This is a genomic window from Aeromonas sp. FDAARGOS 1405, assembly GCF_019048265.1.
In the GTDB taxonomy this organism is placed as follows: domain Bacteria; phylum Pseudomonadota; class Gammaproteobacteria; order Enterobacterales; family Aeromonadaceae; genus Aeromonas; species Aeromonas veronii_A.
The window spans coordinates 4,128,485-4,154,383 of the sequence record NZ_CP077311.1 but is presented as its reverse complement, the minus strand read 5'-3'; the positions used below and the strand labels follow the sequence as shown (position 1 = coordinate 4,154,383).

15 protein-coding genes are annotated in these 25,899 nt (G+C 61.2%); 9 read left to right on the top strand and 6 right to left on the bottom strand.

What is annotated here, in order from left to right:
• Positions 1 to 86: 86 nt before the first annotated feature.
• The gene (locus tag I6L35_RS19005; protein ID WP_216979037.1) at positions 87 to 1,883 is read left to right on the top strand and encodes a M3 family oligoendopeptidase; all 1,797 of its coding nucleotides are present in this window, start codon (positions 87 to 89) and stop codon (positions 1,881 to 1,883) included.
• Positions 1,884 to 1,946: 63 nt separating this feature from the next.
• Here I6L35_RS19005 and I6L35_RS19000 read toward each other — a convergent pair whose 3' ends face one another.
• Positions 1,947 to 3,353 carry a nucleobase:cation symporter-2 family protein gene (locus I6L35_RS19000; RefSeq protein ID WP_216979036.1) on the bottom strand — a complete coding sequence of 469 codons (1,407 nt, stop codon included), beginning with the start codon at positions 3,351 to 3,353 and terminating at the stop codon, positions 1,947 to 1,949.
• 504 nt (positions 3,354 to 3,857) lie between these two features.
• Here I6L35_RS19000 and ycfP point away from each other — a divergent pair.
• Both ycfP and I6L35_RS18990 read left to right on the top strand, forming a co-directional pair.
• Positions 3,858 to 4,397 carry an alpha/beta hydrolase YcfP gene (gene ycfP / locus I6L35_RS18995; RefSeq protein ID WP_005334000.1) on the top strand — a complete coding sequence of 180 codons (540 nt, stop codon included), beginning with the start codon at positions 3,858 to 3,860 and terminating at the stop codon, positions 4,395 to 4,397.
• Positions 4,398 to 4,471: 74 nt separating this feature from the next.
• Positions 4,472 to 5,764 (top strand): NAD(P)/FAD-dependent oxidoreductase, encoded by a 1,293-nt coding sequence (locus I6L35_RS18990; protein ID WP_216979035.1) that lies wholly within the window; start codon positions 4,472 to 4,474, stop codon positions 5,762 to 5,764.
• 84 nt (positions 5,765 to 5,848) lie between these two features.
• Here I6L35_RS18990 and I6L35_RS18985 read toward each other — a convergent pair whose 3' ends face one another.
• The 3 genes from I6L35_RS18985 to I6L35_RS18975 form a co-directional block, all read right to left on the bottom strand.
• Positions 5,849 to 6,490, bottom strand: a complete 642-nt coding sequence (locus I6L35_RS18985; RefSeq protein ID WP_005361550.1) for an energy-coupling factor ABC transporter permease — start codon at positions 6,488 to 6,490, stop codon at positions 5,849 to 5,851.
• 87 nt (positions 6,491 to 6,577) lie between these two features.
• Positions 6,578 to 7,375, bottom strand: coding sequence for a pyruvate formate lyase 1-activating protein (pflA, locus tag I6L35_RS18980; protein WP_005333994.1), 798 nt, complete (start codon positions 7,373 to 7,375; stop codon positions 6,578 to 6,580).
• 65 nt (positions 7,376 to 7,440) lie between these two features.
• A complete protein-coding gene (locus I6L35_RS18975) occupies positions 7,441 to 10,377 on the bottom strand; it encodes an EAL domain-containing protein (RefSeq protein WP_216979034.1) in 2,937 nt (978 codons plus the stop codon).
• A gap of 135 nt (positions 10,378 to 10,512) precedes the next feature.
• Between I6L35_RS18975 and I6L35_RS18970 the strand changes: the two genes are divergently transcribed.
• The 5 genes from I6L35_RS18970 (at position 10,513) to I6L35_RS18950 (ending at position 20,893) form a co-directional block, all read left to right on the top strand.
• A complete protein-coding gene (locus I6L35_RS18970; protein WP_216979033.1) occupies positions 10,513 to 12,201 on the top strand; it encodes an FAD-dependent oxidoreductase in 1,689 nt (562 codons plus the stop codon).
• Between the two features lie 211 nt (positions 12,202 to 12,412).
• Complete coding sequence (locus I6L35_RS18965) at positions 12,413 to 13,072, top strand: DedA family protein (RefSeq protein WP_005353037.1); 660 nt, start codon at positions 12,413 to 12,415, stop codon at positions 13,070 to 13,072.
• A gap of 165 nt (positions 13,073 to 13,237) precedes the next feature.
• On the top strand, positions 13,238 to 18,124 hold the full coding sequence (locus I6L35_RS18960) for an alpha-2-macroglobulin (RefSeq protein ID WP_254204494.1): 4,887 nt from the start codon (positions 13,238 to 13,240) through the stop codon (positions 18,122 to 18,124).
• 52 nt (positions 18,125 to 18,176) lie between these two features.
• On the top strand, positions 18,177 to 20,522 hold the full coding sequence (gene pbpC / locus I6L35_RS18955) for a penicillin-binding protein 1C (protein WP_254204584.1): 2,346 nt from the start codon (positions 18,177 to 18,179) through the stop codon (positions 20,520 to 20,522).
• Between the two features lie 122 nt (positions 20,523 to 20,644).
• Positions 20,645 to 20,893 carry a hypothetical protein gene (locus I6L35_RS18950; RefSeq protein WP_074042647.1) on the top strand — a complete coding sequence of 83 codons (249 nt, stop codon included), beginning with the start codon at positions 20,645 to 20,647 and terminating at the stop codon, positions 20,891 to 20,893.
• A 55-nt stretch (positions 20,894 to 20,948) separates the two neighbouring features.
• Here the strand turns inward: I6L35_RS18950 and I6L35_RS18945 are convergent, their stop codons facing one another.
• The gene (locus I6L35_RS18945) at positions 20,949 to 21,914 is read right to left on the bottom strand and encodes a hypothetical protein (RefSeq protein WP_042053187.1); all 966 of its coding nucleotides are present in this window, start codon (positions 21,912 to 21,914) and stop codon (positions 20,949 to 20,951) included.
• A 177-nt stretch (positions 21,915 to 22,091) separates the two neighbouring features.
• Between I6L35_RS18945 and thiI the strand changes: the two genes are divergently transcribed.
• Positions 22,092 to 23,540 carry a tRNA uracil 4-sulfurtransferase ThiI gene (gene thiI / locus I6L35_RS18940; RefSeq protein WP_129503708.1) on the top strand — a complete coding sequence of 483 codons (1,449 nt, stop codon included), beginning with the start codon at positions 22,092 to 22,094 and terminating at the stop codon, positions 23,538 to 23,540.
• A 698-nt stretch (positions 23,541 to 24,238) separates the two neighbouring features.
• On the opposite strand, the gene ahpF is transcribed toward thiI, so the two are convergent.
• Positions 24,239 to 25,825 carry an alkyl hydroperoxide reductase subunit F gene (ahpF, locus tag I6L35_RS18935; protein WP_005344672.1) on the bottom strand — a complete coding sequence of 529 codons (1,587 nt, stop codon included), beginning with the start codon at positions 25,823 to 25,825 and terminating at the stop codon, positions 24,239 to 24,241.
• Positions 25,826 to 25,899: the final 74 nt, after the last annotated feature.

The window sequence follows — 25,899 nt, the reverse complement described above, 5'->3', positions numbered from 1 at the left end:
CATTTTTTGGCCTTCGGGTTGCCCGGTTTCGGACTTGCTGCCCGGAGGTCTGCTGCGCCTCCCGATAAAGGCCTTTGCGAGAAGCTATGTATCAACAACAGTGGAATAACGACCATATCTACCCGGGCCTCGACAGCCCGGAGCTGGAAGCGGACATGCGCGCTGCCCGCCACGCGCTGGAAGAGCTGGCCAGCTATATGGCAGGTCTGGACGGGGTGCGCGGCGATGACGCAGCGCTGCTGGATTTCTTGCGGGAAGTGCGGTTGCGCGCCCGCGATATTCGCCATGTCGGCTGGAACGTCGCCATTCTGGCCGCCTGCCGTGGCAGTCAGGATGCGCGGGATCCGCAGGCCAAACAGCTGGCGTCCCGTGCTCGCGCCCTTAATGCCGATCTGTTCAAGACCCTGGCGCCGGTGGAAGATCTGATGCTGGCGTTGCCGGAAGAGGAATTCGCCGCGCTGATGGTGGATCCGCTGCTCGGTGAAGAGGCGTACCGCCTGCGCCACGAGCGTCGCTTGCAGGATCAGCGCCTGCCGGTGGCGGCGGAGCAGCTGGTGATCGGTCTGGGCACCGATGGCCTGCACGCCTGGGGCAACCTCTACAACGATCTGGTGGGCAAGATCCGGTTAACCATTGATGGCCGCGAGATGGGGCTGGCCGAGGCAAGCAATCTGCTCTCCAGCCCGATACGTGCGCTGCGTTTAGAAGCCTTTGATGCCATCAGCGCCGGTTGGGAAGGGGAGCAGGAGACGGTTGCCGCTATCCTCAATGCCCTCAACGGCTGGCGGCTGGAGCTGGCCCGTCAGCGCGGTAAAACCCGTGTGCTCGATGCGCTGGATCTCTCCTGCCACCAGAGCCATATCGAGCGTGCCACCCTCGATGCCCTGATGAGCGAAACCTGGCGAGCCCGTGGGTTGGGCCAGCGGGCGCTGGAGCTGATGGCCGAGCGCCTTGGTCTCGACGATTTGGGGCCGGAGGATCTCTTTGCGCCGCCGCCAGCTTCCTGCAGCCGTGACATTCCTTTTGATGAGGCGATCGAGTTGATTGCCGATGCCTTTAGCCGATTCGATCCCGAGATGGGGGCGTTTGCCCGCATGATGGCCGAGAAGGGGTGGATTGATGCGGCGCCCACGCCAAATCGCCGCACCGGCGCCTACTGCACCAAGTTTGCCAAACCGGTCGAACCGCGGGTCTTCGTTACCTATGCCGGCACCATGGACAATGTCATTACGCTGGCCCATGAGCTGGGTCACGCCTGGCACAACTGGGTGATCCGCGATCTGCCGATGAGTCAGCGCAGCTACCCCATGACGCTGGCGGAGACCGCCTCCATCTTCGCCGAAACCCTGGTGCGCAGCGCCCTGTTCGAGCAGGCGCAAAGCCCGGAAGAGCAGTTGGCGATCGCCTGGGCGGAGGCCGACGGCGCGGCCACCTTCCTGGTCAATATCCCGGCTCGCTTCGATTTCGAGCAGGCCTTGGTGGCTGAGCGGGCGCAGGGTTATGTATCCGCAGAGCGGCTCAAGGCGTTGACCGACGAGGCGTGGGGACGCTGGTATGAGGGGAGCCTGACCCGCTATCACCCCATGTTCTGGGCGGCCAAGGCGCACTTCTCCATCGCGGGGCTGGGTTTTTACAACTACCCCTATCTGTTCGGTTACCTGTTCAGCCTCGGGGTCTATCAGCAGTTGACGAGCCGCAAAGCGGCGGGGGAAGAGGGCGTGGCCGAGGCGTATCGCGCCTTGCTGCGCGATACCGGCCGGATGAGCGCCGAAGATCTGGTAGCCAAGCATCTGGGGCAGGATATCCGTGAGGCCGCCTTCTGGCAGGGGAGTCTGGCACAAGTAGCGCAGGCGGTAGAGCGCTTCACGCAGTTGCCTGCCTGATTGGGTCAGCGGTGATATGAACAACAGGCCCCCGGACAGTCTCGCTGTCCGGGGGCCTGTTTGTTATGCCTGCTCTTGCTGCGGTTTGATGGGGCCAACGAACAGGGGGCGGGTCTGGTGAGTCAGATCTGGCTGATAGCCGTTGAAGAAGAGGTTGAGCAGCACTGAACTGATGGTGGCCAGCAGGATACCGCTATGAAAAAGCGGTTGTAGCTGCGCCGGAAGCTGTTGGAAAAAATTCCCGGAGACCGTCGGGATCATGCCAATTCCGAGACTGATGGCGACGATATAGAGGTTGTGGCGATTGCTGTTGTAATCGGTGCGCGCCAGGATGCGGATCCCGGTGGCCAGCACCATGCCGAACATCACGATGCCAGCGCCCCCCAGTACGAAGGGCGGGATGGAGGCGACCAGCACCGACATCTTGGGGATGAGGCCAAAGGCGAGCAGGATCCCCCCCGACATCACGCAGACCCAGCGACTCGATACCCCGGTCACGCTCACCAGACCGATATTCTGGGAGAAGGAGGTGTGGGGGAAGCTGTTGAATATTCCACCAATAATGGTGCCGATGCCATCCACCCGCAGCCCGCGTACGATATCACCGCGCCTGGCCGGATGGCCGACGATGTCGCCAAGGGCCAGAAACATCCCCATGGATTCGATAAAGGTGATGAGCATGATCACCGTCAGGGTGGCGATGGAGATGGGATCGAAGGTGGGCCAGCCGAAGGCGAAGGGCACTATGGGGGCAAACCAGGCTGCCTCGCCGAGGCCATCGAGGCTCACTTCGCCCATGGCGATGGCCACCACGAAACCGAAGATGATCCCGAGCAGCACCGAGATATTGCTGAAAAAGCCCTTGGTGAAGCGGGTCACCAGCAGGATAAAAACGAGCACCAGAAAGCTGGTGCCGATATAGCGCAGGCTGCCATATTCCGGATTACCCTTGCCCCCCGCCATCCAGTCGATCCCCACCTGCATGATGCTGATCCCGATGGAGGTGATAACCACCCCGGTGACGACGGTGGGGAAGAGTGGCATCAGCCGACCTATCAGCGGCACCAGCAGGGTCGAGATGATACCGGCGGCAATGGTGGCGCCGAAGATGCCCGTCAGCCCCAGATCCGGGTTGGCTCCGATGGCCAGCATGGGCATCACGGCGGCAAAGGTGACCGACATGATGACCGGCAGCCGGATCCCGGCAAAGCGGCCAATCCCGACACATTGCAGCAGGGTGACGATGCCGCAGCAGAAGAGATCCGAACTGATGAGGTAGGAGATTTGATCCTTGGGCAGCCCCAGACTGCCGCCGATCACCAACGGCACCGCCACGGCGCCGGCGTACATCACCAGCACATGTTGCAGGCCCAAGGTAAAGAGTTGGCCCATGGGGAGCATGCGCTCCACTTCATCCACCGGGCGCTTGCGCGTGCCCGGTCGGGGGGAGGGGGGGTTGGTCTCGTTCATGAACAGATCACTCCTTGAAGCCCGCGCAACTGCTACAGGCAAGATAGTGAAAGCCGCAGCTTTCCCGGTCATTGATCTCGTGTATTGACTGACGTGCCAGATCCCTTTGCAGTGGTGAGAGGGATCCGGTGCAGCACGGGTCAGTGCACAAAACATGCACAATGCCGCTCATGAGCGAAAACGTTTGGCGATAACGCCTTGTTTTTGCGCGATGAGTCACATACCGGCCAGATAAGTGTCCGGCTGTTGGCAGGGGAAGGAGGTGGGGCATCTCAGATTGGTAAGGGATTTATCATTATCGGTCTGGCGATCTCACTTTGATAGCCAGGCACCAGAGCGTTGCTCGCAATGCGCCCCCCTGCATGTGACAGCGCTCGCGGGTCACAAGGCGCAATCGGGGGCGGGGGCGTGATCCAAAGCAAGAAAGTTGGATGTTTTGGTGGCGCGCGGGGCAGCCGCTGGGGTAGTTTCGATAAAACCGACACAGTTCCTGAGGTCTTATCCATGATCATCTATCTGCATGGCTTTGATGCCACCAGCCCCGGCAATCACGAGAAAGTGCTGCAGTTGCAGTTTATTGATGATGATGTGCGTTTCGTGCACTACAGCACGGTTCACCCCCGTCATGATATGAGCCATCTGCTCAAGGAAGTGAAAAAACAGCTCGATATGAGTACCGATCCCAAACCACTGATCTGCGGTGTCGGACTTGGTGGCTACTGGAGCGAACGGATCGGCTTTCTGTGCGGCATTCGCCAGGTGATCTTCAACCCCAACCTGCACCCAGAAGAGAACATGCAGGGCAAGATCGACCGGCCGGAAGAATATGACGATATCGGTACCAAGTGTGTAACTGAATTTCGTAAGAAAAATTCAGGAAACTGCCTGTGTATCCTTTCCGTTCAGGATGAAGTGCGCGATAATCGGGACACTGAACGTGAATTGAAGAACTATTACGACATCGTGTGGGATGAGCGCGAGACTCATAAGTTCAAAAATATCTCGCATCATCTACAGCGGATGAAGGCCTTCAAAGAAGCCTGATCCATCACGTCGACCGATTTCGTTTTAGGGAGCCAATGGCTCCCTTTCGTTTTGAGGAACCGAGGAAAATCATCATGATGAATATTGTCGTTGTAGGCGGCGGCGCCGGTGGCCTGGAGCTTGCTACCAGTCTGGGTCGCAAGCTTGGCAAAAAGAACAAGGCCAAGATCACTCTGGTCGATCGCAACCGCACCCACCTGTGGAAACCCTTGCTGCACGAAGTAGCCACTGGATCCATGGATGCGGGCATCGATGCCCTGAGCTACCAGTCTCACGCCAAGAACCACGGTTTCGACTTCCAGCTCGGCACCCTGACCGACATCAAGCGCGACGAGAAACGCATCGTGCTGGCCCCGATCCACGACGACAATGGCGACATCGTGGTCAACGAGCGCGAGCTGCCCTACGACTATCTGGTGATGGCCATCGGTTCTGTCTCCAATGACTTCAACACCAAGGGCATCAAGGATCACTGCATCTTCCTGGATAGCCCCTCCCAAGCGCACCGCTTCCACAACAGCATGATGAACCGCTTCCTGCAGTTCGCCACCGAATATAAGCCGGGCGACAAGGTGAAGATTGCCATCGTCGGCGGCGGCGCCACCGGCGTCGAGCTCTCTGCCGAGCTCTACAACGCGGTCGAGCAGCTCTATGCCTACGGCTTCAAGAACCTCACCACCGACAGCCTGAAGGTGACCCTGGTGGAAGCGGGCCCGCGCATTCTGCCGGCTCTGCCGGAGCGCATCAGCGGCGCCGCCCATCAGGAGCTGGTCAAGCTGGGCGTGGATGTGCGTACCGCCACCATGATCACCGAAGCGACCAGCGACGGTCTGCACACCAAGGATGGCGAGCTGATTGAAGCTGACCTGATGGTGTGGGCGGCCGGCATCAAGGCGCCTGACTTTATGAAGGATATCGCGGGTCTTGAGACCAACCGCATCAACCAGCTGGTGGTGAAAGAGACCCTGCAGACCACCCGTGATGAGAACATCTTCGTTATCGGTGACTGCGCAGCCTGCCCGCAGCCGGATGGCAAGTTTGTGCCGCCGCGCGCCCAGTCTGCCCACCAGATGGCCAGCCAGGCATTCAAGAACATTCTGGCCAAGATGAATGGCGGCGAGATGAAGCCCTACCTCTACCACGACCACGGTTCGCTGGTGTCCCTCAGCCGCTTCTCCACCGTGGGCAGCCTGATGGGCAACCTGATGCGCGGCTCCATGATGGTCGAGGGCTACATTGCCCGTCTGGTCTACATCTCCCTCTACCGGATGCACCAGATCGCCCTGCACGGCTACGTCAAGACCGGCCTCATCATGCTGGTGGGTCGCATCAACCGGGTACTGCGCCCGACCCTGAAGCTGCACTAAGCCGGGATTTGGCACCATGTTGAATACCAAAAGGAGAGGCGATGGCCTCTCCTTTTTTATGGGCGCAGATCAGGAAAGAGGGAGCTACTTGCCCAGATAGGTGCGGTCGAAGAAGGTATTGACCCAGTGAGGGCGGTAGATGGCCAGTACTGTCATCGCCATGCCGTTGAGCAGGGCTTCGGGGAACAGCAGCAGTGGCCAGATGGAGAGGTAATCTGCCGTGATGGTGTGCCAGGGGTAGCTGTCACTTAGCCCCATCAGCAACGCGCTGGCGGCCACCTTGACCGAGATGGTGATGGCGCCGCCGAGAAAGGCGGCAACGAAGATATAGACAAAGAGATGGCGCGGCAGCCAGGCCCAGCTGGCCAGAAACAGCAGCCAGCTGGTGGCCACCGGCAGGGCGATGCCAACCAGCGCTTGCCAGCCAAAATCGGCCAGATTGGTGACGCCGAAGTAACCGAGCACCAGCAGGGTCAGGCAGGGGGCGAGCAACGCCAGCCGCCAGCCCAGCAGCAGGGTGAGGGAGGTGAGCCCGAGAAAATGGACCTCCAGCCCCTCATGCAGGCCGGCCCTTAGATACCAGAGCGGCACCAGCGCGATGGCACTCCCCAGCAGCAGGTGTTGATAGAGGGGGTTGTCATGGAGGGTTTGCCACAGGGAGCGGCGCAGGCTGAAGGCCAGCAGTACCAGCCAGATCAGGAGGGCGGCGAGTTGTCCTTCACTCATCTTGTCGTCCATTCATGCAGTAGAGTCCGGGCGGCCTTCCCGACCGCCCATAGCAGAGCAGGCTGACGAGTCAGCCTGCTTTTACCATCAATATTTGACGTTGTTGTGGTACTTGCCGAGGATGCCCTTGACCCGTTCCATGGTCTCCTTGCTGGGGGGCTTGATCCCGCTCAGCTCGTACGGGTCTCCCAGCACGTCCCACTTGTGTTTGCCCAGCTCATGGTAGGGGAGCAGCTCCACCTTCTCCACGCTCTCGCCCAGCTCGGCGATAAATTGGCCCAGCCCTTCGGCGCTCTCGTCGTCGTCGCTCCAGGTCGGCACCACCACGTAGCGGATCCACATGGTCTTGCCTTTGGCTGCCAAATAGCGGGCAAACTCCAGGGTGTATCTGTTGCTGACATGGGTCAGCGGAATGTGTTTCTCGTCATTGATCTGTTTGATATCGAGCAGCACCAGATCGGTCTGGTCGAGCAGTTTGTCCACCTGTTCGTCGAGATGGCGGACGAAGCCGTTGGTATCGAGACAGGTGTGGATCCCTTTCTCTTTGCAGGCAGTAAAGAGTTCGGTAATGAAAGCGGGTTGCAGCATGGCTTCACCGCCGGACGCTGTCACGCCACCGCCGGAGGCATTCATGAAGTGGCGATAGCTGGTGATGTCACTCATCAACTCCGGTACGGTCACTTCGCGGCCACCTTCGGTATCCCAGGTATCGCGGTTGTGGCAGTACTTGCAGCGCATCAGGCAGCCTTGCATGAATACGATAAAGCGTATTCCCGGGCCATCGACAGTGCCGCAGGTTTCGACGGAATGGATCCGGCCAACGGTGCCGTGAGCTCCGGCTGGCTGGCTGATTTCAACGGCAGGGATCCGATTAATGACAGACATAAACAACTCCAACGATTCGAGCAGGCCGTTATTTTATTACATAAACCCCTATTGATCCTACACCTTTAGTCCGGCGCCCGGCTGCCAAGCAGCTGCTCCAGCCCCTTGACGGTGAGCGGCCGACTGGTGAGAAACCCTTGATAATGCTGGCATCCCAGTGCTTTGAGGATGGCCAGCTGCGCCCCCTCTTCCACCCCTTCGGCGGTGACGGTAAAACGAAAGACCTGGGCCAGATCGAGTATCGCCTTGACGATGGCTCTGTCCTGTTCGCTGTGTACCAGGGTCTGAATGAAGCTTCTGTCCAGCTTCACCTCATCGGCGGGCAGATCCCGCAGATAGGCCAGCGACGAGTAGCCGGTACCGAAGTCATCGATGGAGATGAGGATGCCGAGCTCCTTGAGCTGGCGCATTCTGGCGATACTCTCCTGCCGATTCTCCAAGACTACCGATTCGGTCACCTCCAGCAGCAGGCGGGAAGGGGGCACACCGGTATCGCGCAAGATGTACTCCACCTGTTGTACGAAGCCCTGGGTGTGGAACTGGCGGGCACTGACGTTGACCGACAGATGGGGGATCTGCAGGCCACGGTTGAGCCAGAAGCTGTATTGGGCGCAGGCGGTCTTCATCACCCAGTAGCCGATTTCGAGGATCAGGCTGGTCTCTTCGGCGATGGGGATAAACTCCCCGGGTGGCACCATGGTGCCGTCGCTGCGCTGCCAGCGCAGCAGCGCCTCGATACCCGACAGCGAGCCATTGTCGACCCTGTATTGCGGTTGATAGTGGAGCTGCAGCTCGTGATGACGCAGGGCATCGCGCAGCTCATTGGTGAGGGTCAGCCGATTTTTCTCGTGCTGGGCCATCGCCTCGGTAAAGAAGACGTAGTGGCCCTGACCGGCGCGCTTGGCCATGTGGGTCGCGGTGTCGGCCTGTTGCATCAGGACCAGATGATCCGTCTCGTTGCCGGAGAAGAGGCTGATCCCCACCGAGGCGCTGCAGTGCAGTTTGTGATCACCGATGTCGAACGGGGTGCGAAACAGCCCCATCAGCTCGCGGGCGAAGTGCTCTGCCAGAATTTTGGCGGTGACCTCGCCTTGTCCGAGCTGGGTAAAGAGCAGGGCAAACTCATCCCCCGAGATGCGCGCCTGCACCAGATTGTCCTGGGGCAGCTCCCTGAAACGCTGCACCACGGCCTGCAGCAGCAGATCGCCGCAGGCATGACCGAGGGAGTCGTTGATCGACTTGAAGTTGTCGAGATCCACCAGCAGCAGGGCGCCCCACTGGCCGTTGGGGGCGCTCAGGGTCTGCTGCAAAATATGGTTGAGGCTGCGGCGGTTGTGCAGACCGCAGAGATCGTCGTAGTAGGCGAGCTGCTCGATATGTCTGGCTGCCTCTTGTTCCTGGGTGATGTCGTAGAAGCTGCAGATAAAGTGGCTGAGCTCCCCCTGCTCATCCTTGACGCCGTTCACCATCAAGCGCACCGGAAAGAGGTGACCATCCTTGTGCAGGCAGCGCTCTTCCCCGAGCCAGAACGCCTGCTCGTTGACGGTGCGGCTGACATCTTCCTTGAGATGATCCCCGTAGTAGGTGGGGCGCAGCTTGCGAATGGAGTGACCGATCACCTCTACCTCGCCAAATCCGGTGATCCGGCTGAAGGAGTGGTTGACCTTGAGGATGATGCCGTTGTGATCCATCACGATCAGCCCATCGTGGGTATTAAAGGCTACCTCAGCCAGCCGCAGGGCATCGTCGGTGGCGAGGCGCTTGAGCTCGATGGCGGCCCGCTCGTGCTGGCTGCTCAATAGATCCAGAAGCTGTTCGGGCTCCTCGAGGGGGGTATCGAGCAGCAGGGTGATCTGGCCAATGGGGGCGCCGCTCTGGCCATGGAGTGGAATGCCGATGTAGGCGCTGGCGTTGAGGGCCAGCAGCCGGGTCGCCTTGGGATAGCGCACGGGCAGATCTTCCACATAGATGGCCTGACCATGCTGGAACAGCTCCTGAGCGGGGCCGGGGTCGAGCTGGATGGGCTTGAGGGTGGAGCAGATCTCCTCGTTGATGACGCAGCGGGGGATGATCCAGAGATCCTGACCGCGGGGTTGGAACTCGCCGATCCAGCCCACCCGGGCACCGCTGGCGCTCATGGCCCAGCTTACCAGCGTCTTGCAGTAGTCGATGCCGGTCTGCTGGTGCAGTTCGGGCGGGAGGGCCAGCTCGGCGCGGTGCTCTTCCGGTTGCGGTTGCCAGTGGCCGAGCAGCTGGGCGCTGCTGCGCACCAGTTGCAACATCTCCTCGCTAAGCGGGGTGGGATCGAGATACTCCAGACTCAGCACCCCGAACAGCTTGTCCTGCTCCAGCAGGGCACCATCAAGGCGTGAGCGCACACCGGCACTGGTCAGATAGAGGTGATTGCTCAGCATCGGCTGGTGGGCGGCCTCCGAGAAACTCAACGCTTTGCGGGTACGCAGGGCGCGGATATAGCGGCTGTCACCACGAATGGGGTAGAGCGCTTCGACCCCCAGGGTGAACACCGGGGTGAGTTGCTCGCTGCCGAGATCGCCGTTGGCCTGATAGTGCCAGAGGATGAGCCGATCGGCCCCCAAACTCTCTTTAAGGGCCTCGAGCAGGGGCGCATACTGTTGCTGGCTCGCCATCTGGCTGAGGCGCGGCAGTTGCAATGCCAGATCGGCGATGGGCTCCTGACGAAGGTTCTGCAGACAGATGAGCCAGAAGCCATCCTGCTCGTGAGCGAGGGCGATGTGCCAGAGCTGGCTGGCAAAGCGCACGCTGATCTTGCCGCCATGGCCGTTGGCCAGCAGTTGTTCGATGGGCAGGCGCAGGGCATCGGGAAGCTGGGCAGGCCAGGGGGCGCGCGGCTCATCGAGCCAGTAGAGCGGGGTTTGCATCACGTCGGTCAGGGCGACCAGCCGTTGACTGCGCAGATCCAGACGGAAAAAGAGCGGCGTCTGGAGGGCAGGAGGAAGATGACTGAGAGCGGTAGACGACATGAACAAACAACATCCTGTTAAGCAACCGTCGGGGTTGCAAGAATACTGCAAAATAGCGTGAAACAAAATTTCATTGAACTCTAAATTAGAAAAGTCTAATTTATTATCCATTATCTTCTAGGAGGAGTCTTGCTGATGAAACGGATCCTGATTATTGGTGGTGTCGCGGGGGGCGCATCGGCGGCGGCTCGTGCTCGTCGTTTGAGTGAAGAGGCTGAGATCGTGATGTTCGAGCGGGGCGAATTTGTCAGCTTCGCCAACTGCGGTCTGCCCTACCACATCGGGGGCGATATCCCCAATCGGGATGCCTTGCTGCTGCAGACCCCCCAGAGTTTCAAGCGCCGTTTCAACGTCGATGTGCGGGTCTTCCACGATGTGATCGAGATCGACAAGGCGGGCAAGACCTTGCTGGTGCGCAACCTGCAAACCGGTGAAGAGCAGCGCGAGCATTACGATGTGCTGCTGCTGAGTCCGGGGGCGGCGCCGATCCGTCCTCCTTTCCCCGGTATCGACAGCCCCCATGTCTATACCCTGCGCAATATCCCGGACATGGATCGTATTCTGGCGGCCCTGCACCACGATCAGCCGCGCCACGTTACCGTGGTGGGCGGCGGCTTTATCGGGCTGGAGATGATGGAGGCACTGCACCAGCGAAAGCTGGATGTCACCCTGCTGGAGCTCTCCGATCAGGTGATGGCACCGGTGGATAAGGAGATGGCCAACATGCTCCATGCCCGCATCCGCGAAGAGGGGATCGACCTGCGCCTGCGCACCGGCCTCACCGCCATCGAGAGTCTGGACCTGCCTGCCGAGAAGACCTCCGCCGTGCCGACCGCCAACAGCGGTGGCCTGCGCCTGACCCTCAATGACGGCTCACATCTTGATACCGGTCTCTTGATCCTCGCCATCGGTGTCAAGCCGGAAACCCTGCTCGCCGCCAAGGCGGGGCTGGAGCTGGGCCCACGGGGTGGCATCAAGGTCGATGCCGGGATGCGTACCTCGGATCCCTTTATCTACGCGGTGGGGGATGCAGTGGAAGAGATTGACTTCGTCACCGGCGAAGCTGTGCTGATCCCGCTGGCGGGCCCGGCCAACCGGCAGGGGCGCATCGCCGCCGACAATATGCTGGGCCGAAGCGAAACCTACAAGAAGACGCAAGGGACCGCCATCTGCAAGCTGTTCGATCTGGCGGTGGCCAGCACCGGCCTCAACGAGAAGCGACTGATGCAACTGGGATTGCCGTTCGAGAAGGTTTATGTCCATCCGGGCAGCCACGCCGGTTACTATCCCGGTGCCCATCCGGTCAGCCTCAAGCTGCTGTTTGCCCCGGATGGCAAGATTTACGGCGCCCAGGCCATCGGCAGGGATGGCATCGACAAGCGCATCGACGTGCTGGCGGTGGCCCAGCGCGCCGGTCTCACCGTGTTTGACCTGCAGGATCTGGAGCTCACCTATGCGCCGCCCTTTGGCTCGGCCAAGGATGTGATCAACATGGCCGGCTTTGTGGCGAGTAACCACCTGAAGGGAGACACCCTGCTTTGCCATGTGGCCGAGGTTGAGGCTCGCAACTCTCACCAGCAGGTGGTTGATGTGCGCAACGGCCCCGAGCTTGACAAGTTGGGCCGCATTCCGGGTGCCATACATATCCCGCTCGACGAGCTGCGCAGCCGTCTGCACGAGTTGCCCAAAGAGAAGGAGCTGCTTATCAGCTGTCAGGTCGGGCTGCGTGGCCATGTCGCTTGCCGTCTGCTGAGCCAGCACGGCTTCAAGGTGAAGAACCTCTCCGGCGGCTTTAAAACCTGGCAGATGGCCACCGCCGAGTAACCACTTTCTGTGCCTGTTTGCCCCTCTCCCTTGTGCGTGCAAGATGAGGGGCTTTTTGTTTCTGCTTTTCGCCCTTCTTGCATTCCCCTCTTTGCTGCAATATTTCGACACACTTTATTTCCTGTGCCGGACAAAATTAACGTTTTGTTCAGGGGATGGGTGCTATAACCCCTGCCTCGTTCATGATGAACCGTGTAGTAGGGGGAGTGACATGCTGGATATGCTGATGGCCATTTGGCATCAGGATTTTGACGCCCTGGTTCAGATGCAGGCGGTACCCCTGCTGATCAGTTGCCTGATGCTGGTACTGCTGCTGGAGTCCGCATTCGTCTTTCTGCCCCTGCCGGGGGACAGCCTGGTACTGCTGGCCGGTGGGTTGGTGGGCATGGGGGTGTTTGGCCCCGAAGTAACTCTTGTCTATCTGCCGTTGGCTGCGGGCATAGGTTCCGTGCTCGCCTACTGGCAGGGACGGGCACTGCAGCGCACCCGCTTTATGGATCATATCGAGCGGATGTTGCCTCCCGACAGCTTGCCCAAGGCGACCCGGCTACTGAAAAAGTACGGTTTTCTGGCGATGTTCTCCTCCCGTTTTATCCCGTTCGTGCGGGTACTGACCCCCATGCTGATGGGGATTGGCCGCCTGAGCGTGCTGCGGATGTGCGTGGCCAGCTTTGCCAGTGCCTTTATGTGGGCGCTCTGCCTCAGTTTGGTGGGCAAGCTGGCGATGAATACCCCCTTCTTCCTCCACCACAGCGAACTGTTGACCCGGGCCCTGCTGATTACCTCGCTGGTGCTGTTTCTGGCGGCCGTCATGGCCATTCTGTTTCGCTGGTTCAAAGGCGGAGCGAAAAACGAGACCAGCCACGACTAAATGACAACCCTTGCCGCACTGGATCAGTGGGCAAGGGGGTTCTCGTGCTGCAGGGGGGCGGAATTGTGCCCATTCGGGTAATGAGCTTTGTGTCGGGTGAGCAGGATGCCTTATCCTGTTTCCAGCCACGCTGCGTTTGCAGCGCTCCAACTCGGGATGGAACCTATGCGCCTCTTCGACTCTTCCTCTGCTTCTCACCGCTCTACCGCCGGAACCGGCGCTCTGCGCCGCCGCTGCTCGGCCCTGCTGCTATCCGGGCTGACAGGTTTGCTGCTGGCTGGTTGCGGCCCCGACAAGCCTGTCGCCAATGGGCCGACTACAAAGCCTGCCGCGCAGCAGGAAACGGGCTCCCCAAGCGCCGTGGTGCAGGCCAATGCCCGTCAATATCGGGATGCGCCGGCGCTGGCGCTGGTCTTCTCCGGCCCCTTGGCGCCCAAGGCAAACTGGCAGAGCTGGCTCGGGGTCAGTGAGGGGGGCAAGCAGGTGCAGGGGGAGTGGATCCTGGCCGACGATGGTCGCACCCTCTATTTCCCGAACGTCCAGCCCGATAAAAGCTATGAGGTGAGCCTCAAGGCGGGACTGGGCCCATCCCCCCAGAGCTGGACCCTCAAGACCCGGCCGCTGGAGGCGGGAGCCTCCTTTACCGCCAGTGGCATGGTATTGCCGCTGCGCCAAGAGCTGCGCCTGCCCATCAGCGCGGTCAATGTGGATGAGGTCAATATCGACTTCTTTCGGGTCGATGCCGAATACCTGCCCCGTTTCCTGGCCGAGTATCGTCCCGGTTCCGGCATGGGCAACTGGGAGCTTGAACAGATCACCAAGCGGGCCAAGCGGGTGTTCAGCGGCCGCTATGCGCTGGAGCTCGATGCCAACCGGCGCGAGACCCGCCTTATCAATGTGAAGGAGCCGCAGCTGGCGGAGGCTGGCGTCTACTTTGCGGTGATGTCGCCCCTTGGCAACTACGACTGGCGCAAGGAGACCACCTATTTCGCGGTGAGCGATATGGGGCTCAGTGCCCGCCGTTACCGCGATCAGCTGGAGGTGTTCGTAAGCTCCCTGGCCAGCGCCGACCCGCTCAAGGATGTGCAGCTCTCCCTGCTCGACGAGAAGGGCAACCGGCTGCAGGTGCAGACCACGGATCCCCAGGGCCATCGCCGCTTCGATCAGGTGCAGGGGGCTCGCCTGCTGCTGGCCGAACAGGGCAAGCATCTGGCGGTGCTTCGCCTCGACGGGGCTGCGCTCGATCTCTCCACCTTCGATCTCGGCACCCAGCCCTGGCAGGCCCAGCAGTTGTATCTGTTCAGCGGGCGCGACCTTTATCGCCCCGGCGAGCGGCTCGACAGCGAGATCCTGCTGAAGGGGCAGGATGGCCAGCTGCTGCCGGGGATGGCGGTGGAGCTGGAAGTGAAGCAGCCGGACGGCCAACTGCTCGAACAGAAACGGCTGTTGCCGGACAATTTGGGCGCCGCCCATTACGGCTTGCGTTTGCCGGATGATGCGCCGCTCGGGCGCTGGACTATCAACCTCAAGACCGCTGCCGGTAGTCGCTTCGAGTGGCCCTTTTTGGTGGAGGAATTTCTGCCTGAACGGTTGAAACTGCAGCTTGGCAAGGGGCCGGATGGCGAAGTGACGAGTCTGGACGCTGCCCTCACTCTTCCACTGCAAGGGGACTATCTCTACGGCGCGCCGGCCAGTGCGACCAAGGCGAAGGCAGAGGTGAAGATCAGCCGCGCCACCATGCCCTTTACCCAGTGGCAGGAGTTCACTCTGGGTGACGTGCTGCTCGCCGAGCAGGCCAAGGATCTCGAGCCGCTGAATCTCACCCTCGATGCGCAGGGGCAGGGGACTTTTTCGCTTGCTGATGAGCTCGATGGGGTGCGAGCCCTCGGGCCGCTGGAGGTGGCCTATCGGGTGTCGCTCTCCGAGCCCGGTGGCCGCGCCGTCAATCGCAGCCGCACCCAGTATGGCTGGCCTGCGGGCAGCCAGTGGCCGGCACTCAAGGCCGATTTCGTGGCGGATCGGGTGGAAGGGGGCAAGCCGCTCCCCTTCCAGATCCTCAACCTCGATGAGCAAGGTCAACCGGTGGCGGGGGCGGTGAAGGTGCGCCTTATCAACGAGTACCGCGACTACTACTGGCACTACGCCGATGGCGAGGGGTGGAAGTACGAGTTCAACAGCCAGCCTTATCTGGAGCAGGAGCAGACCCTGCAGCTGGATGGCAAGGGGCCGACCCCCCTAAGCTTGCAACTCGCCGCGGGCTGGTATCGATTGGAGGTGGAGAACAGTCAGGGCCATCAATCCAGCCTGCGGGTTGAGATCGGCAGTTACGCCTGGGGCGGCGGTGGCGAGCAGGCACGGCCCGACAAGATTGCCATCACCCTCGACAAGCGCGCTTATCAGGCGGGCGACAAGGCCAAAGTGACGCTGGTAGCCCCGCGCCCCGGCAAGGGGTTGCTGCTGGTGGAAGATGGCGACGGCCTGCGCTGGTGGCAGCGTATCGAGCTCAAGGGGGCCGGTGGCGATGCCAAGGATGCCCGTGGCGAGTTCGAGATCCCGGTCAGTCCCGAGTGGCAGCGTCATGATCTGCACATTTCGGCCCAGATCGCCGCGCCAGACAGCGCCTCCAAACCGGTCAGCAAGCAGCAGGGGCAGAGCCTGCGCTCGGTCGGACTGGTGCCGCTCACCCTGGATCGGGAAGCGCGTCGTCTGCCGCTTACCCTGAGCGCACCGGATAAAGCGGTGCCGCTTACCCGGCTGGAAGTGACCGCCACCTCCACCCCCAACAGTCAGGGGCGCGTGGTGCTGGCGGCGGTGGATCGGGGCGTGCTCAATATCAGCGACTACCAGCCGCTCGACCCGTTCGAGATCTTCTTTGGTCGCAAGCGCTTCGCTCAAGATTTGTTCGACAACTACGGCCAGGTGATCCCGCCGCAAGATGGCAAGCTGGCCCGCCTCAATTATGGGGGTGACCGGGCGCCGCTGAAAAAGGGTGGCGCGCTGGAGAGTCGGGTCGAGATCGCCGCACTGTGGAGCGGCGAGGTGAGTTTTGACCAGCAGGGCAAGGCGGTGATCCCGCTCGATTTGCCCAACTTCAACGGCGAACTGGCGCTGATGGCGCTGGCCTGGAACGAACAGCAAGTCGGGGAGGCCGAGCGCGCCGTCAAGGTAGTGGCGCCGCTGGTGGCAGAGATCGGCTGGCCGCGCTTTGGCGCCAGAGGGGATGAGACCCGGGCGCTGGTGCAGCTGCGCAACATGAGCGGCGAGGATCAGACCCTCTCCCTTGTCTGGACCCTCAACGGCGGGCTCAAGGCAAATGGCGAGCTGCCCGGCACCCTTTCCCTTAAAAACGGCGAGGAGCAGTGGCTGACCCTGCCGCTCACCGTGACCGGGGCGAGCGGCGTGGCAAGCCTGCAGTTGGCGGCCAGCGGCAAGGATTTTGCCATCAGCCGCGACTGGACTTTGCCGCTGCGTTCCCCCTGGCCTGCCGAGACTCGCCAGCGCTATCAGATGTTGGCTCCCGGCCAACAGATGAGCTTTGCGCCAGCTGAGCTGGTCGGGCTGGATCGCGCCAACCTGCAGGGGCTGCTCAGCCTCTCCGGTACTCCCCCCTGGGATCCGGCTGCCCAGTGGCAGGCGCTGGCCGATTACCCCTATGCCTGTCTGGAGCAGACCTTGTCCCGTGCCTGGCCCTACTTGCTGACCACGGCCGATGAGCGGGCCGCCTGGAGCAAACCCGCAGAGGGCAAGAAAGCGGCGAGCGAGGCGGATGTGCAGCGCGCCCTGCTGCAACGGCTGCAGCGGTTGCAACTGCCAAGCGGTGGCTTTGGCCTCTGGGATGGTCGCTCCGACGAGGAGCAGTGGCTCACCGCCTATGCCGCCGACTACCTGCTGGCGCGCAAGGAGGCGGGTGACGCAGTGCCGGAGGCGATGCTCAATCAGGCTTTGAACCGGCTGCAAAACTATCTCACCGACAGTCAGTACGGTGAGCGCTGGAGCAGTGCCCCCGAGCACAGCCGGCTGGCCTATCAGGCCTACAGTGCCTATGTGCTGGCCCGGGTTGGCAAGGCACCGCTCGCTACCCTGCGTCTTATCTGGGAGCAGCAGGCCGATCACGCCCGTTCCGGTTTGCCGCTGCTCCACCTCTCGCTGGCCCTCTCGGCCATGGGGGATGAGCAGAACGCCGCCAAGGCCCTCAGCCGGGCATTGGCGACCGAGCGCGGTGATGACTATCTCGGGGATTACGGCTCACCGCTGCGCGATGAAGCTCTTGAGCTCTCCTTGCTGCGCCAGCACAAGCTGGCTGTGGAGCGCTGGCCGGCCCTCAGTGCCAAGGTGGCAGATACCCTGGCTCACCGTCAGTGGCTCAGCACTCAGGAGCGGCTCGCCCTGCTGCGACTCGCCCGCTTCGATCCGGCCGTCGACTGGCAGGCCAAGGTAACTTCCTCTCTTGGCAGTGGATCCCTGAGCGGTTCGGCTCCGCTGCAGCAGGGCGCCCCCGAGGCGCTGGCGGCGAGCTCCGTCACCAACGAGGGCAGGGGGGCCCTCTATGTGCAGCGTACTCTGGTAGGTTACCCCGAACAGGCTCCGGCACGGATCAGCAAGGGGATGAGCGTGACCCGTAGCTGGTTCAATAGCGACGGTCAGCCGTTTGATCCCGCCAAGGTGAAGGTGGGCGATCTGGTGGTGGTGCGGCTCAACGTCAGCAGTGAGTCGGCGGTGCCCGATGCCCTGCTGGTGGAGATGGTGCCCGCCGGCTTCGAGCTGGAGAACCCAGCCCTTGGCAACAGCATCAAGCTGGAAGAGCTCTCCATCGAGGGGAAACCGGCGTGGCAGAGCGAGTGGAACGACTATCTCAAGCATCAGGAGTTTCGCGATGACCGCTACACGGCTGCGCTGGATCTGAGCGAGGGGAGCAACCAGCAACTGGTCTACCTGATGCGGGCGGTGACGCCGGGTCGCTATCAGGTGCCGCCGACCCAGGTGGAGGATATGTACCGCCCCGAGCTGCGTGCCGTGGGTGAGGATATCCATGAGGTGATCATCTCTGAGTAATGTTCCCTCCCTTGAGCGGGTTCGCCCGCTCACTTTCTGGCAGCGTGGTTGGCTGAAATTGGGTCGCACTGGCCACGCTTGCTGGCGCTGGCTTGGTCGTTTGCCACGCTGGCTGCTCTTCTCGGTGCTGGGCGTTGTCGCACTGCTCCTGTCATTACTGGCGCTGGATCGACTCTTCCCGCCGCCGCCACTCGACCCTGCCTACGCACGGGTGGTGCTCGACATGAAGGGGCGGCCGCTGCGCGCCTTTGCCGATACCAGCGGCGTGTGGCGCTATCCCGTGACCCTGGAGCAGGTCTCCCCCCGCTATATCGAGGCGCTGCTGGGCTACGAGGATCGCTACTTCTGGCGTCATCCCGGGGTCAATCCGGTGGCCATGGTGCGCGGGGTCTGGCAGTGGCTGCGCTATGGGCGGGCTGTATCGGGCGGCTCGACCCTTACCATGCAGGTGGCGCGTCTTATCGAGCCCTACCACAGGAGCGTGCCCGGCAAGCTGCGCCAGATGGCCCGCGCGCTGCAGCTGGAGTGGCACTATGACAAGCGCACCCTGCTCACCGTCTACCTCAATCGGGCGCCGTTTGGCGGCAATCTGGAGGGGGTGCAGGCGGCAAGTTTTGCCTATCTCGGCAAGAGTGCGGCCAAGCTGACCTATGCCGAGGCGACGTTGTTGGCGGTGTTGCCGCAGGCACCCAGCCGCAACCGGCCGGACCGCCATCCCGAGCGGGCCCGCACCGCCCGTGACAAGGTGATGCAGCGACTGGTAGCGCAGGGCGTCTGGCCCGAACAGGCGTGGCTGGAGGGACGCATCGAGCCGGTGCTGGCCCGCGGTCACTTCACGCCAATGGAGGCGCCGCTCTTTGCCCGCCTTGCCGCCGATAATCAGGCCGGGGCGCTGGTGCACACCACCATAGACGGCGATCTGCAGCGCTGGCTGGAGGGGCGGGTGGCGAGCTATATCCGTCGCTTCCCCGAGCAGACCTCAGCGGCGTTGCTGTTGGTAGATAACAAAACCATGGCGGTGCGCGCCTATGTGGGCAGCGCCGAGTATGGCAATCTGCGTCGCCACGGTTACCTCGACATGGTGCAGGCGATCCGCTCCCCCGGCTCTACCCTCAAGCCCTTCATCTACGGTTTGGCGATGGACGAGGGGCTGGTGCATTCGGCCTCCTTGCTCTCCGATGCGCCAAGGCTGGGCTCGGAGTACCGCCCCGCCAACTTTTCCGGTGCCTTTCAGGGGCCGGTGACCCTGGCCCAGGCGCTGCAGCAATCCCTCAACGTGCCGGCGGTGCAGGTGCTGGAGGCGCTGGGGCCGGACAAACTGGTCAGCCGCCTCGACAACGCCGGGGTGAGACTGGCGCTCTCCGACAAACCCAATCCTGCCATCGCGCTGGGGGCGGCGGGCATTCGGCTCGAACAGCTGGTGGCGCTCTACAGCTCGCTGACCCGGCAGGGGCAGGTGGCGATGCCGGTCTGGCTGGCGGGGCAGCAGGCGGTGTCACGCCCCTTGCTGAGCCCGGGCGCGGCCTGGATCATCTGGCAGATGTTGAGTGCCCAGGGGCGCGCGGATCAGCCCTTTGCCAGTGAGGCGACCGGCCGGGTTAACCGACTGGCCTGGAAGACCGGCACCAGCTACGGCTATCGCGACAGCTGGGCCATGGGGGTCTCCGGTCGCTGGACTATCGGCATCTGGCTTGGGCGCCCCGACGGCACCCCTTTGCCCGGTTTTTACGGCCAGAGCGCAGCGGTGCCGCTGCTGCTCTCGGTCTACTCACGGCTGGCTGACAACAGCTCTCTGCCGGCACAACCCAACACGGTGAGCGAAGCCGAGATCTGCTGGCCGCTGGGGCGCAAAATGAGCTCGACCCTGCCTGAGGCCTGCTTGCAGCGTCAGAGCGCCTGGTTGCTGGAAGAGCGCGATCCCCCCACCTTGCCGGATCCCATGGATTGGCCCTCGCCGCTGCGTCAAGTTGCATTGACCGCCGCGGGCAAGCCGACTCTGACCCGTTGCCCCGATGCGGCACAATCCGGTTTTCGGGCGCTCTGGCCATTGTCGCTGGAGCCGTGGCGGTCCCCCGGTGAGCGACGTCAGGCGCTGCTCGCCAGCAGTTGTGCAGGGGAGGGGCAGAGCGCCGAGCTGCAGGCCCCCATTCGCATCGTGGCGCTGGGGGAGGGCAACCTTATCCGCAGCCAGCGCTATCGGTTGCAGCCCAAGGTGCTGGGCGGTGTCGGCAAGTCGGCCTGGTTTCTCAACGGCCAGCGACTGCGCTGGGACGGGGATCAGGTGCTGAGTGTGGCGGGTCGTTATCAGCTGGTGGTGGTGGATGAAGCGGGCAACAGCGATCGTATCGAGTTTCGCGTGGTGCATCCTGACAGTGATGCCGGCACCATCACCCGTTGATCGTTTTGCCGACAGCCATTGAGGTGAATGTAATTAACTATTTGAAATGCATCAATATTTGATTGGATGAATTAATTTGTGAATAATTACGAGTTCATTCAAATCCAATCGGGAGTTCTCTTTTGCTGCGTGTTCTGTGTCCCTTGCTGGTGCTGATGAGTTCGGGTTGTGCCACAACCAATCATGGTGATCACCATGTTTCTCCTGAACGTACCGGGTTCTATTCACCTTTCGAACCTGCTTCCGATAGTTTTGCGCGTTGCTATCAGAAACAGTTTGCCTGTACCCCTGCCAATATCCGCCGTGACAGGGCGATGGAGGCGCGCAGGCAGGCGCAAGAGCAGGCCAATCACCGGGGTGATGATTGGTAGGCCGCAGAAAACGAGAGGGGTTGGTAGATGCCAACCCCTTTTTCATTCCATCGGTTCAGCCCAGGTGGCGCAGATGGCCGAGCCGGGTGAAGAAGTGCTGGCTCTTGCGCTGGTGAAAGTGGCTCTTCTTGATGGGATGGAAGATAAGGTTGCTTTCGGGGTGGCTCGCCTTTAACTGGTGGAGCATCGCCACGGCGGGCAGGCTGGTGCTGACCAGGGTGGTGAGTGGCATGCTGAGGGTCTCGGGGCCGAGCAGTTGATTGAGCCCTTGCTGAGCCTGTTCAAAGCGGGTCAGGGCCGCCGGGTCGGCATAGCCGCTACCCAGCATGGTGAGCAGGTTGTCGAGAGCCAGATGAAATTCGGCCAACTGCTGGCGAAAGCCGCTGCGCCCGCGCAGGGCAATCAGCTCTGCAAACGGAATATCGGCCAGGTGAGTGGGCACTTGCAACGGGATTTCGAGGTGGAAGCAATCCTGACCGCCGCGATTGTGGTAGCGGGATTCCAGCAGATGGAGCAGTCGGTCGAGATAGTCGTGATCGGTAATAAGCGCCCCGTCATTGGCGAGTGCCCACTCACGGGCGAGACGCATGGAGAGCAGATTGGCAAAGCGCCGTGCCATTCTGATCCCACCCTCATCCCGGGTCGCAAAGCCGTGAGTCAGGCAAAAGCCGTGCAGCCGCTCCAGCCCCGCCTGCTCCGGGCAGAAGCAGTCGTGGTTGGCCTCCTGACGCCAGCGACCAATCAGCTCCTTGTTGCCAAACACCTTGTGGCGGACGAAATCGGGGGCCACCAGACCGCTTATCTGGCTCTCCAGCTGCGGGGTAATGGCGGCAAAGAAGGCTGCATCGGGCCGCTCGGCCAGCAGATCGGTCTGCTGCTGAAGGGTATCGAGCAGGGCGGTGAGGCCGCTCTTTTCGCTGACGGTGAAGACAAAGGCGAGCCGCTCCAGATAGAGCAGGGCAAATTTGAGCCAGAGCTCGTCGCGTACCTCCATGCCGGGGTAGTAGATATAGGTCTTCATCGGATCAGTCTGTTGTCAAAAATCTGGCGAGGCGCAGGGTCGGGAATATACGCAAGATTGGCGCTGCACGGCAAACGCTGCGTGGGGGAATGTGAGCAAACGCTCATCCAGTAGGCGCTGGCCACAAAGTTCTGATATAATTCGCGCCCTTAAATCAAGGTCACCCGAGTCATTACCATGAAGTTCATTATCAAGCTGTTCCCGGAAATCACCATCAAGAGCAAGTCGGTTCGCCAGCGCTTTATCAAGATCCTGCAGGGCAATATCCGCAATGTCCTGCGCCGCTTCGACGACGATGCCCGCGTACGGATGGATTGGGACAAGCTGATCGTGAGCTCCCGCAATGACCAGTTCCGCGAGCAGGCAATCGAAGCCCTGGCCTGCATTCCCGGCATTCAGGCCTTCCTCGAGGTACAAGCCAGCAAGTTTACCGATCTGCACGACATCTTCGAGCAGGTGAAAGCCGTGTGGGGCGACCAGCTCAAGGGCAAAACCTTCTGCGTGCGCGCCAAGCGCCACGGCAAGCACGAGTTCTCCTCTCTCGAGATTGAGCGCTATGTGGGCGGTGGACTGAACCAGCACTGCGAAAGCAATGGTGTGCGCCTCAAGAACCCGGATGTGAAGATCAACCTCGAGATCGACGGCGAAGAGCTCTTTATTGTCAGCGCCATCCATCAGGGCCTGAGCGGCATGCCCATCGCGACCCAGGAAGATGTGCTGAGCCTGCTCTCCGGCGGTTTTGACTCCGGCGTGGCATCGTTCCAGTTCATCAAGCGCGGCTGCCGCGTGCACTACTGCTTCTTCAATCTGGGCGGTGCTGCCCACGAAATCGGCGTCAAGCAGGTGGCCTACCACCTGTGGAACCGTTTCGGCTCCTCCCACCGGGTACGTTTCACCGCTGTGGACTTCGAGCCGGTGGTTGCCGAGATCCTCGAGAAGATCGACAACGGTCAGATGGGCGTGGTGCTCAAGCGGATGATGATGCGTGCTGCCGCCAAGGTGGCCGATGAGTTCCAGATCCCGGCGCTGGTGACCGGCGAGTGTGTGGGTCAGGTATCCAGCCAGACTCTCACCAACCTGAACGTGATCGACCGGGTCACCGACAAGGTGATCCTGCGCCCGCTTATCACTTGGGACAAGCCGGATATCATCAGTGAAGCCCGCCGCATCGGCACCCTGGAGTTCGCCGAGACCATGCCGGAGTATTGTGGGGTCATCTCCAAAAAGCCGACTGTGAAGGCCGAGCTCTCCCGCATTGAAGAGGAAGAGGCCAATTTTGACTTCTCCATTCTGGACAAGGTGGTCTCCGAGGCCCGTTACCTCGATATCCGTCGTATCGGTGAAGAGACTGCCGCTGAAGTGCAAGAGGTGGAAACCACCCAGGTGCTGGGCGCTGACGAGGTGATCCTGGATATCCGCTCTGCCGATGAACACGATGAGAAGCCGCTGGTGGTGGAAGGTCGTGAAGTGCTGCATATCCCCTTCTTCAAGCTGGCCACCGCCTTTGGCGATCTGCCCAAGGAGAAGACCTATCTGCTCTACTGCGATCGCGGCGTGATGAGCAAGTTGCAGGCGCTCTATCTGAAAGAGAAGGGCTTTGATAACGTCAAAGTTTACCGTCCGTAATTTGGCACTCAATCGCCTATAAAAAGGCTATGCACCCATTACGTTACATGTTGCATGGGGTGCCCAAGCACCTCATGCAAACACACATTGATATTCACCTCCTTCCCGTAATGTTCCAGTATTCTGCGCCAACCCATAACTAAACAGCTAGCCTCCGACGACGATAGATAAGGGCATGACGTTTCCGATGGCTTCGGCATTCATCTGCTCTTACTGAAAACCTGCATAGTCCTGCTCCACCATATAGTTAGTGCGATGTAAACCGGCCCGGTCCCCGGATTCGCTCTCTGTCTCCTGGCTGTCTTGTCGTGCCAGGTAAGCCCCGTAGCCTTTTGAGCAACTCAAGGAAGAAGGTCTCATCGACTTCAGCAATGCCCTCTTCCCGTGTGGCTTGATACTTGGCCATCGTACGCAGAGAGTGGGGACGTCAGCGCAAAGCGGTATGTTTGTTGACGTCGTAGCAACACAGACCTGTCTTGCGGACGGTCAATCTCTGGCTTACATATCGTCTTCCCAGCACTGCGCTTTGCGCAATCTGGTAAGGGGGGAGCTGTATAGAGCTGGTGTGTAGACAGTACTGGTTTTATTCAAACTTAATTTTTCGACATGCCATTGGGACAGTGTTTGTCCTGAGCACTTGGCGCGGAGACGCATGAAAAAGCCGACTCATTGAGTCGGCTTTACGGTGCAGAGAATGGTCAGGCTGTGACGGTGTCTGCTTTCGCGACTTCCGCTTCCGGTGCGGGGTTGCGGATGAGGTAATCGAACGCCCCCAGCGCGGCAGTGGCGCCGGCACCCATGGAGATGATGATCTGCTTGAACGGTACCGTGGTGGCATCCCCAGCGGCGTAGACGCCGGGCAGGGAGGTCGCACCCTTGGTATCGATCTCGATCTCGCCAAAGCGGGTCAGGGCAATCTCGCTCCCTTTCAGGAACTCGGTGTTCGGCACCAGACCGATCTGGACGAAGATGCCAGCCACCGCCAGGTGTTTGATCTCGCCGGTAGTGCGATCTTCGTAATCCATACCGACCACCTTGCTGCCATCACCGATCACTTCGGTAGTGCGGGCACTCATGATGATGTCGATATTGCCCATAGAGCGAGCCTTCTTCTGCAGCACTTCATCGGCGCGCAGGGTGTCAGCGAATTCCACCACGGTCACATGCTCGACGATGCCAGCCAGGTCGATTGCTGCCTCGATGCCGGAGTTACCGCCACCGATCACTGCAACCCGCTTGCCTTTGAAGAAGGGGCCATCGCAGTGCGGGCAGTAGGCCACGCCCTTGGTGCGGTACTCGAGTTCGCCCGGCACGTTCAGGTCGCGCCAGCGGGCACCGGTCGCCAGGATCACGGCGCGGCTCTTCAGGGTGGCGCCAGAGGCGAGATCCACGTTTACGTAGCCATCCTTGCTGATGGCGGCAGCGCGCTGCTCGGTGATCACTTCCACGCCGTACTGCTTGACGTGCTGCTCCAGGCTCGCGGCCAGCTTGGGGCCTTCGGTGTAGGGCACGGAGATAAAGTTCTCAATGCCGACGGTGTCCATCACCTGACCACCAAAACGCTCGGCGACGATGGCGGTGCGAATGCCTTTACGGGCGGCATAGATGGCTGCTGCGGCGCCAGCCGGGCCACCTCCGACAACCAGAACGTCGTAGGGATCTTTCTCATTCAGCTCGGCGGCTTTGCGCTCTGCAGCACCGGTGTCGAGTTTGGCGACGATCTCTTCCAGCGAGATGCGGCCCTGGCTGAACGGTTGACCGTTCAGGTAAACATTCGGCACCGCCATGATTTGACGCTCATTGACCTCTTCCTGGAACAGGGCTCCGTCGATCATGGTGTGAGTGATGCCGGGGTTCAGGGTGGCCATCAGGTTCAGCGCCTGCACCACGTCCGGGCAGTTGTGGCAAGAGAGGGAGATATAGGTCTCGAAGTGGAACTCGCCCTTGAGATTGCGGATCTGCTCCTGCACGGCTGCATCGGCCTTGGAGGGGTGACCGCCGCTTTGCAGCAGGGCAAGCACCAGCGAGGTGAATTCATGACCCATGGGGATGCCGGCAAAGTGAACGCGCGGGGCTTGGCCCTGCGGCGCGATACTCATTGAAGGCGTGCGGGTGGCATTGCCAGAGGTCTGGGTGATCTTGGGGGACATTTCGGCGATCTCGCTGGCCAGCGCCAGCAGCTCTGCAGATTTGTCGCTGTCGTTGCCGGACACGCTGATCTCGATGGGATTGACGATGTACTGCAGATAGGTGTTCAGCTGTTGTTTGAGGTTGGTATCCAACATCTTCGAATTCCTTCTTGGTGATTGCGGGTCGGCATCTTCACAGGTCAAAAGCGCGCGATGGCGTTTCTGAGGGC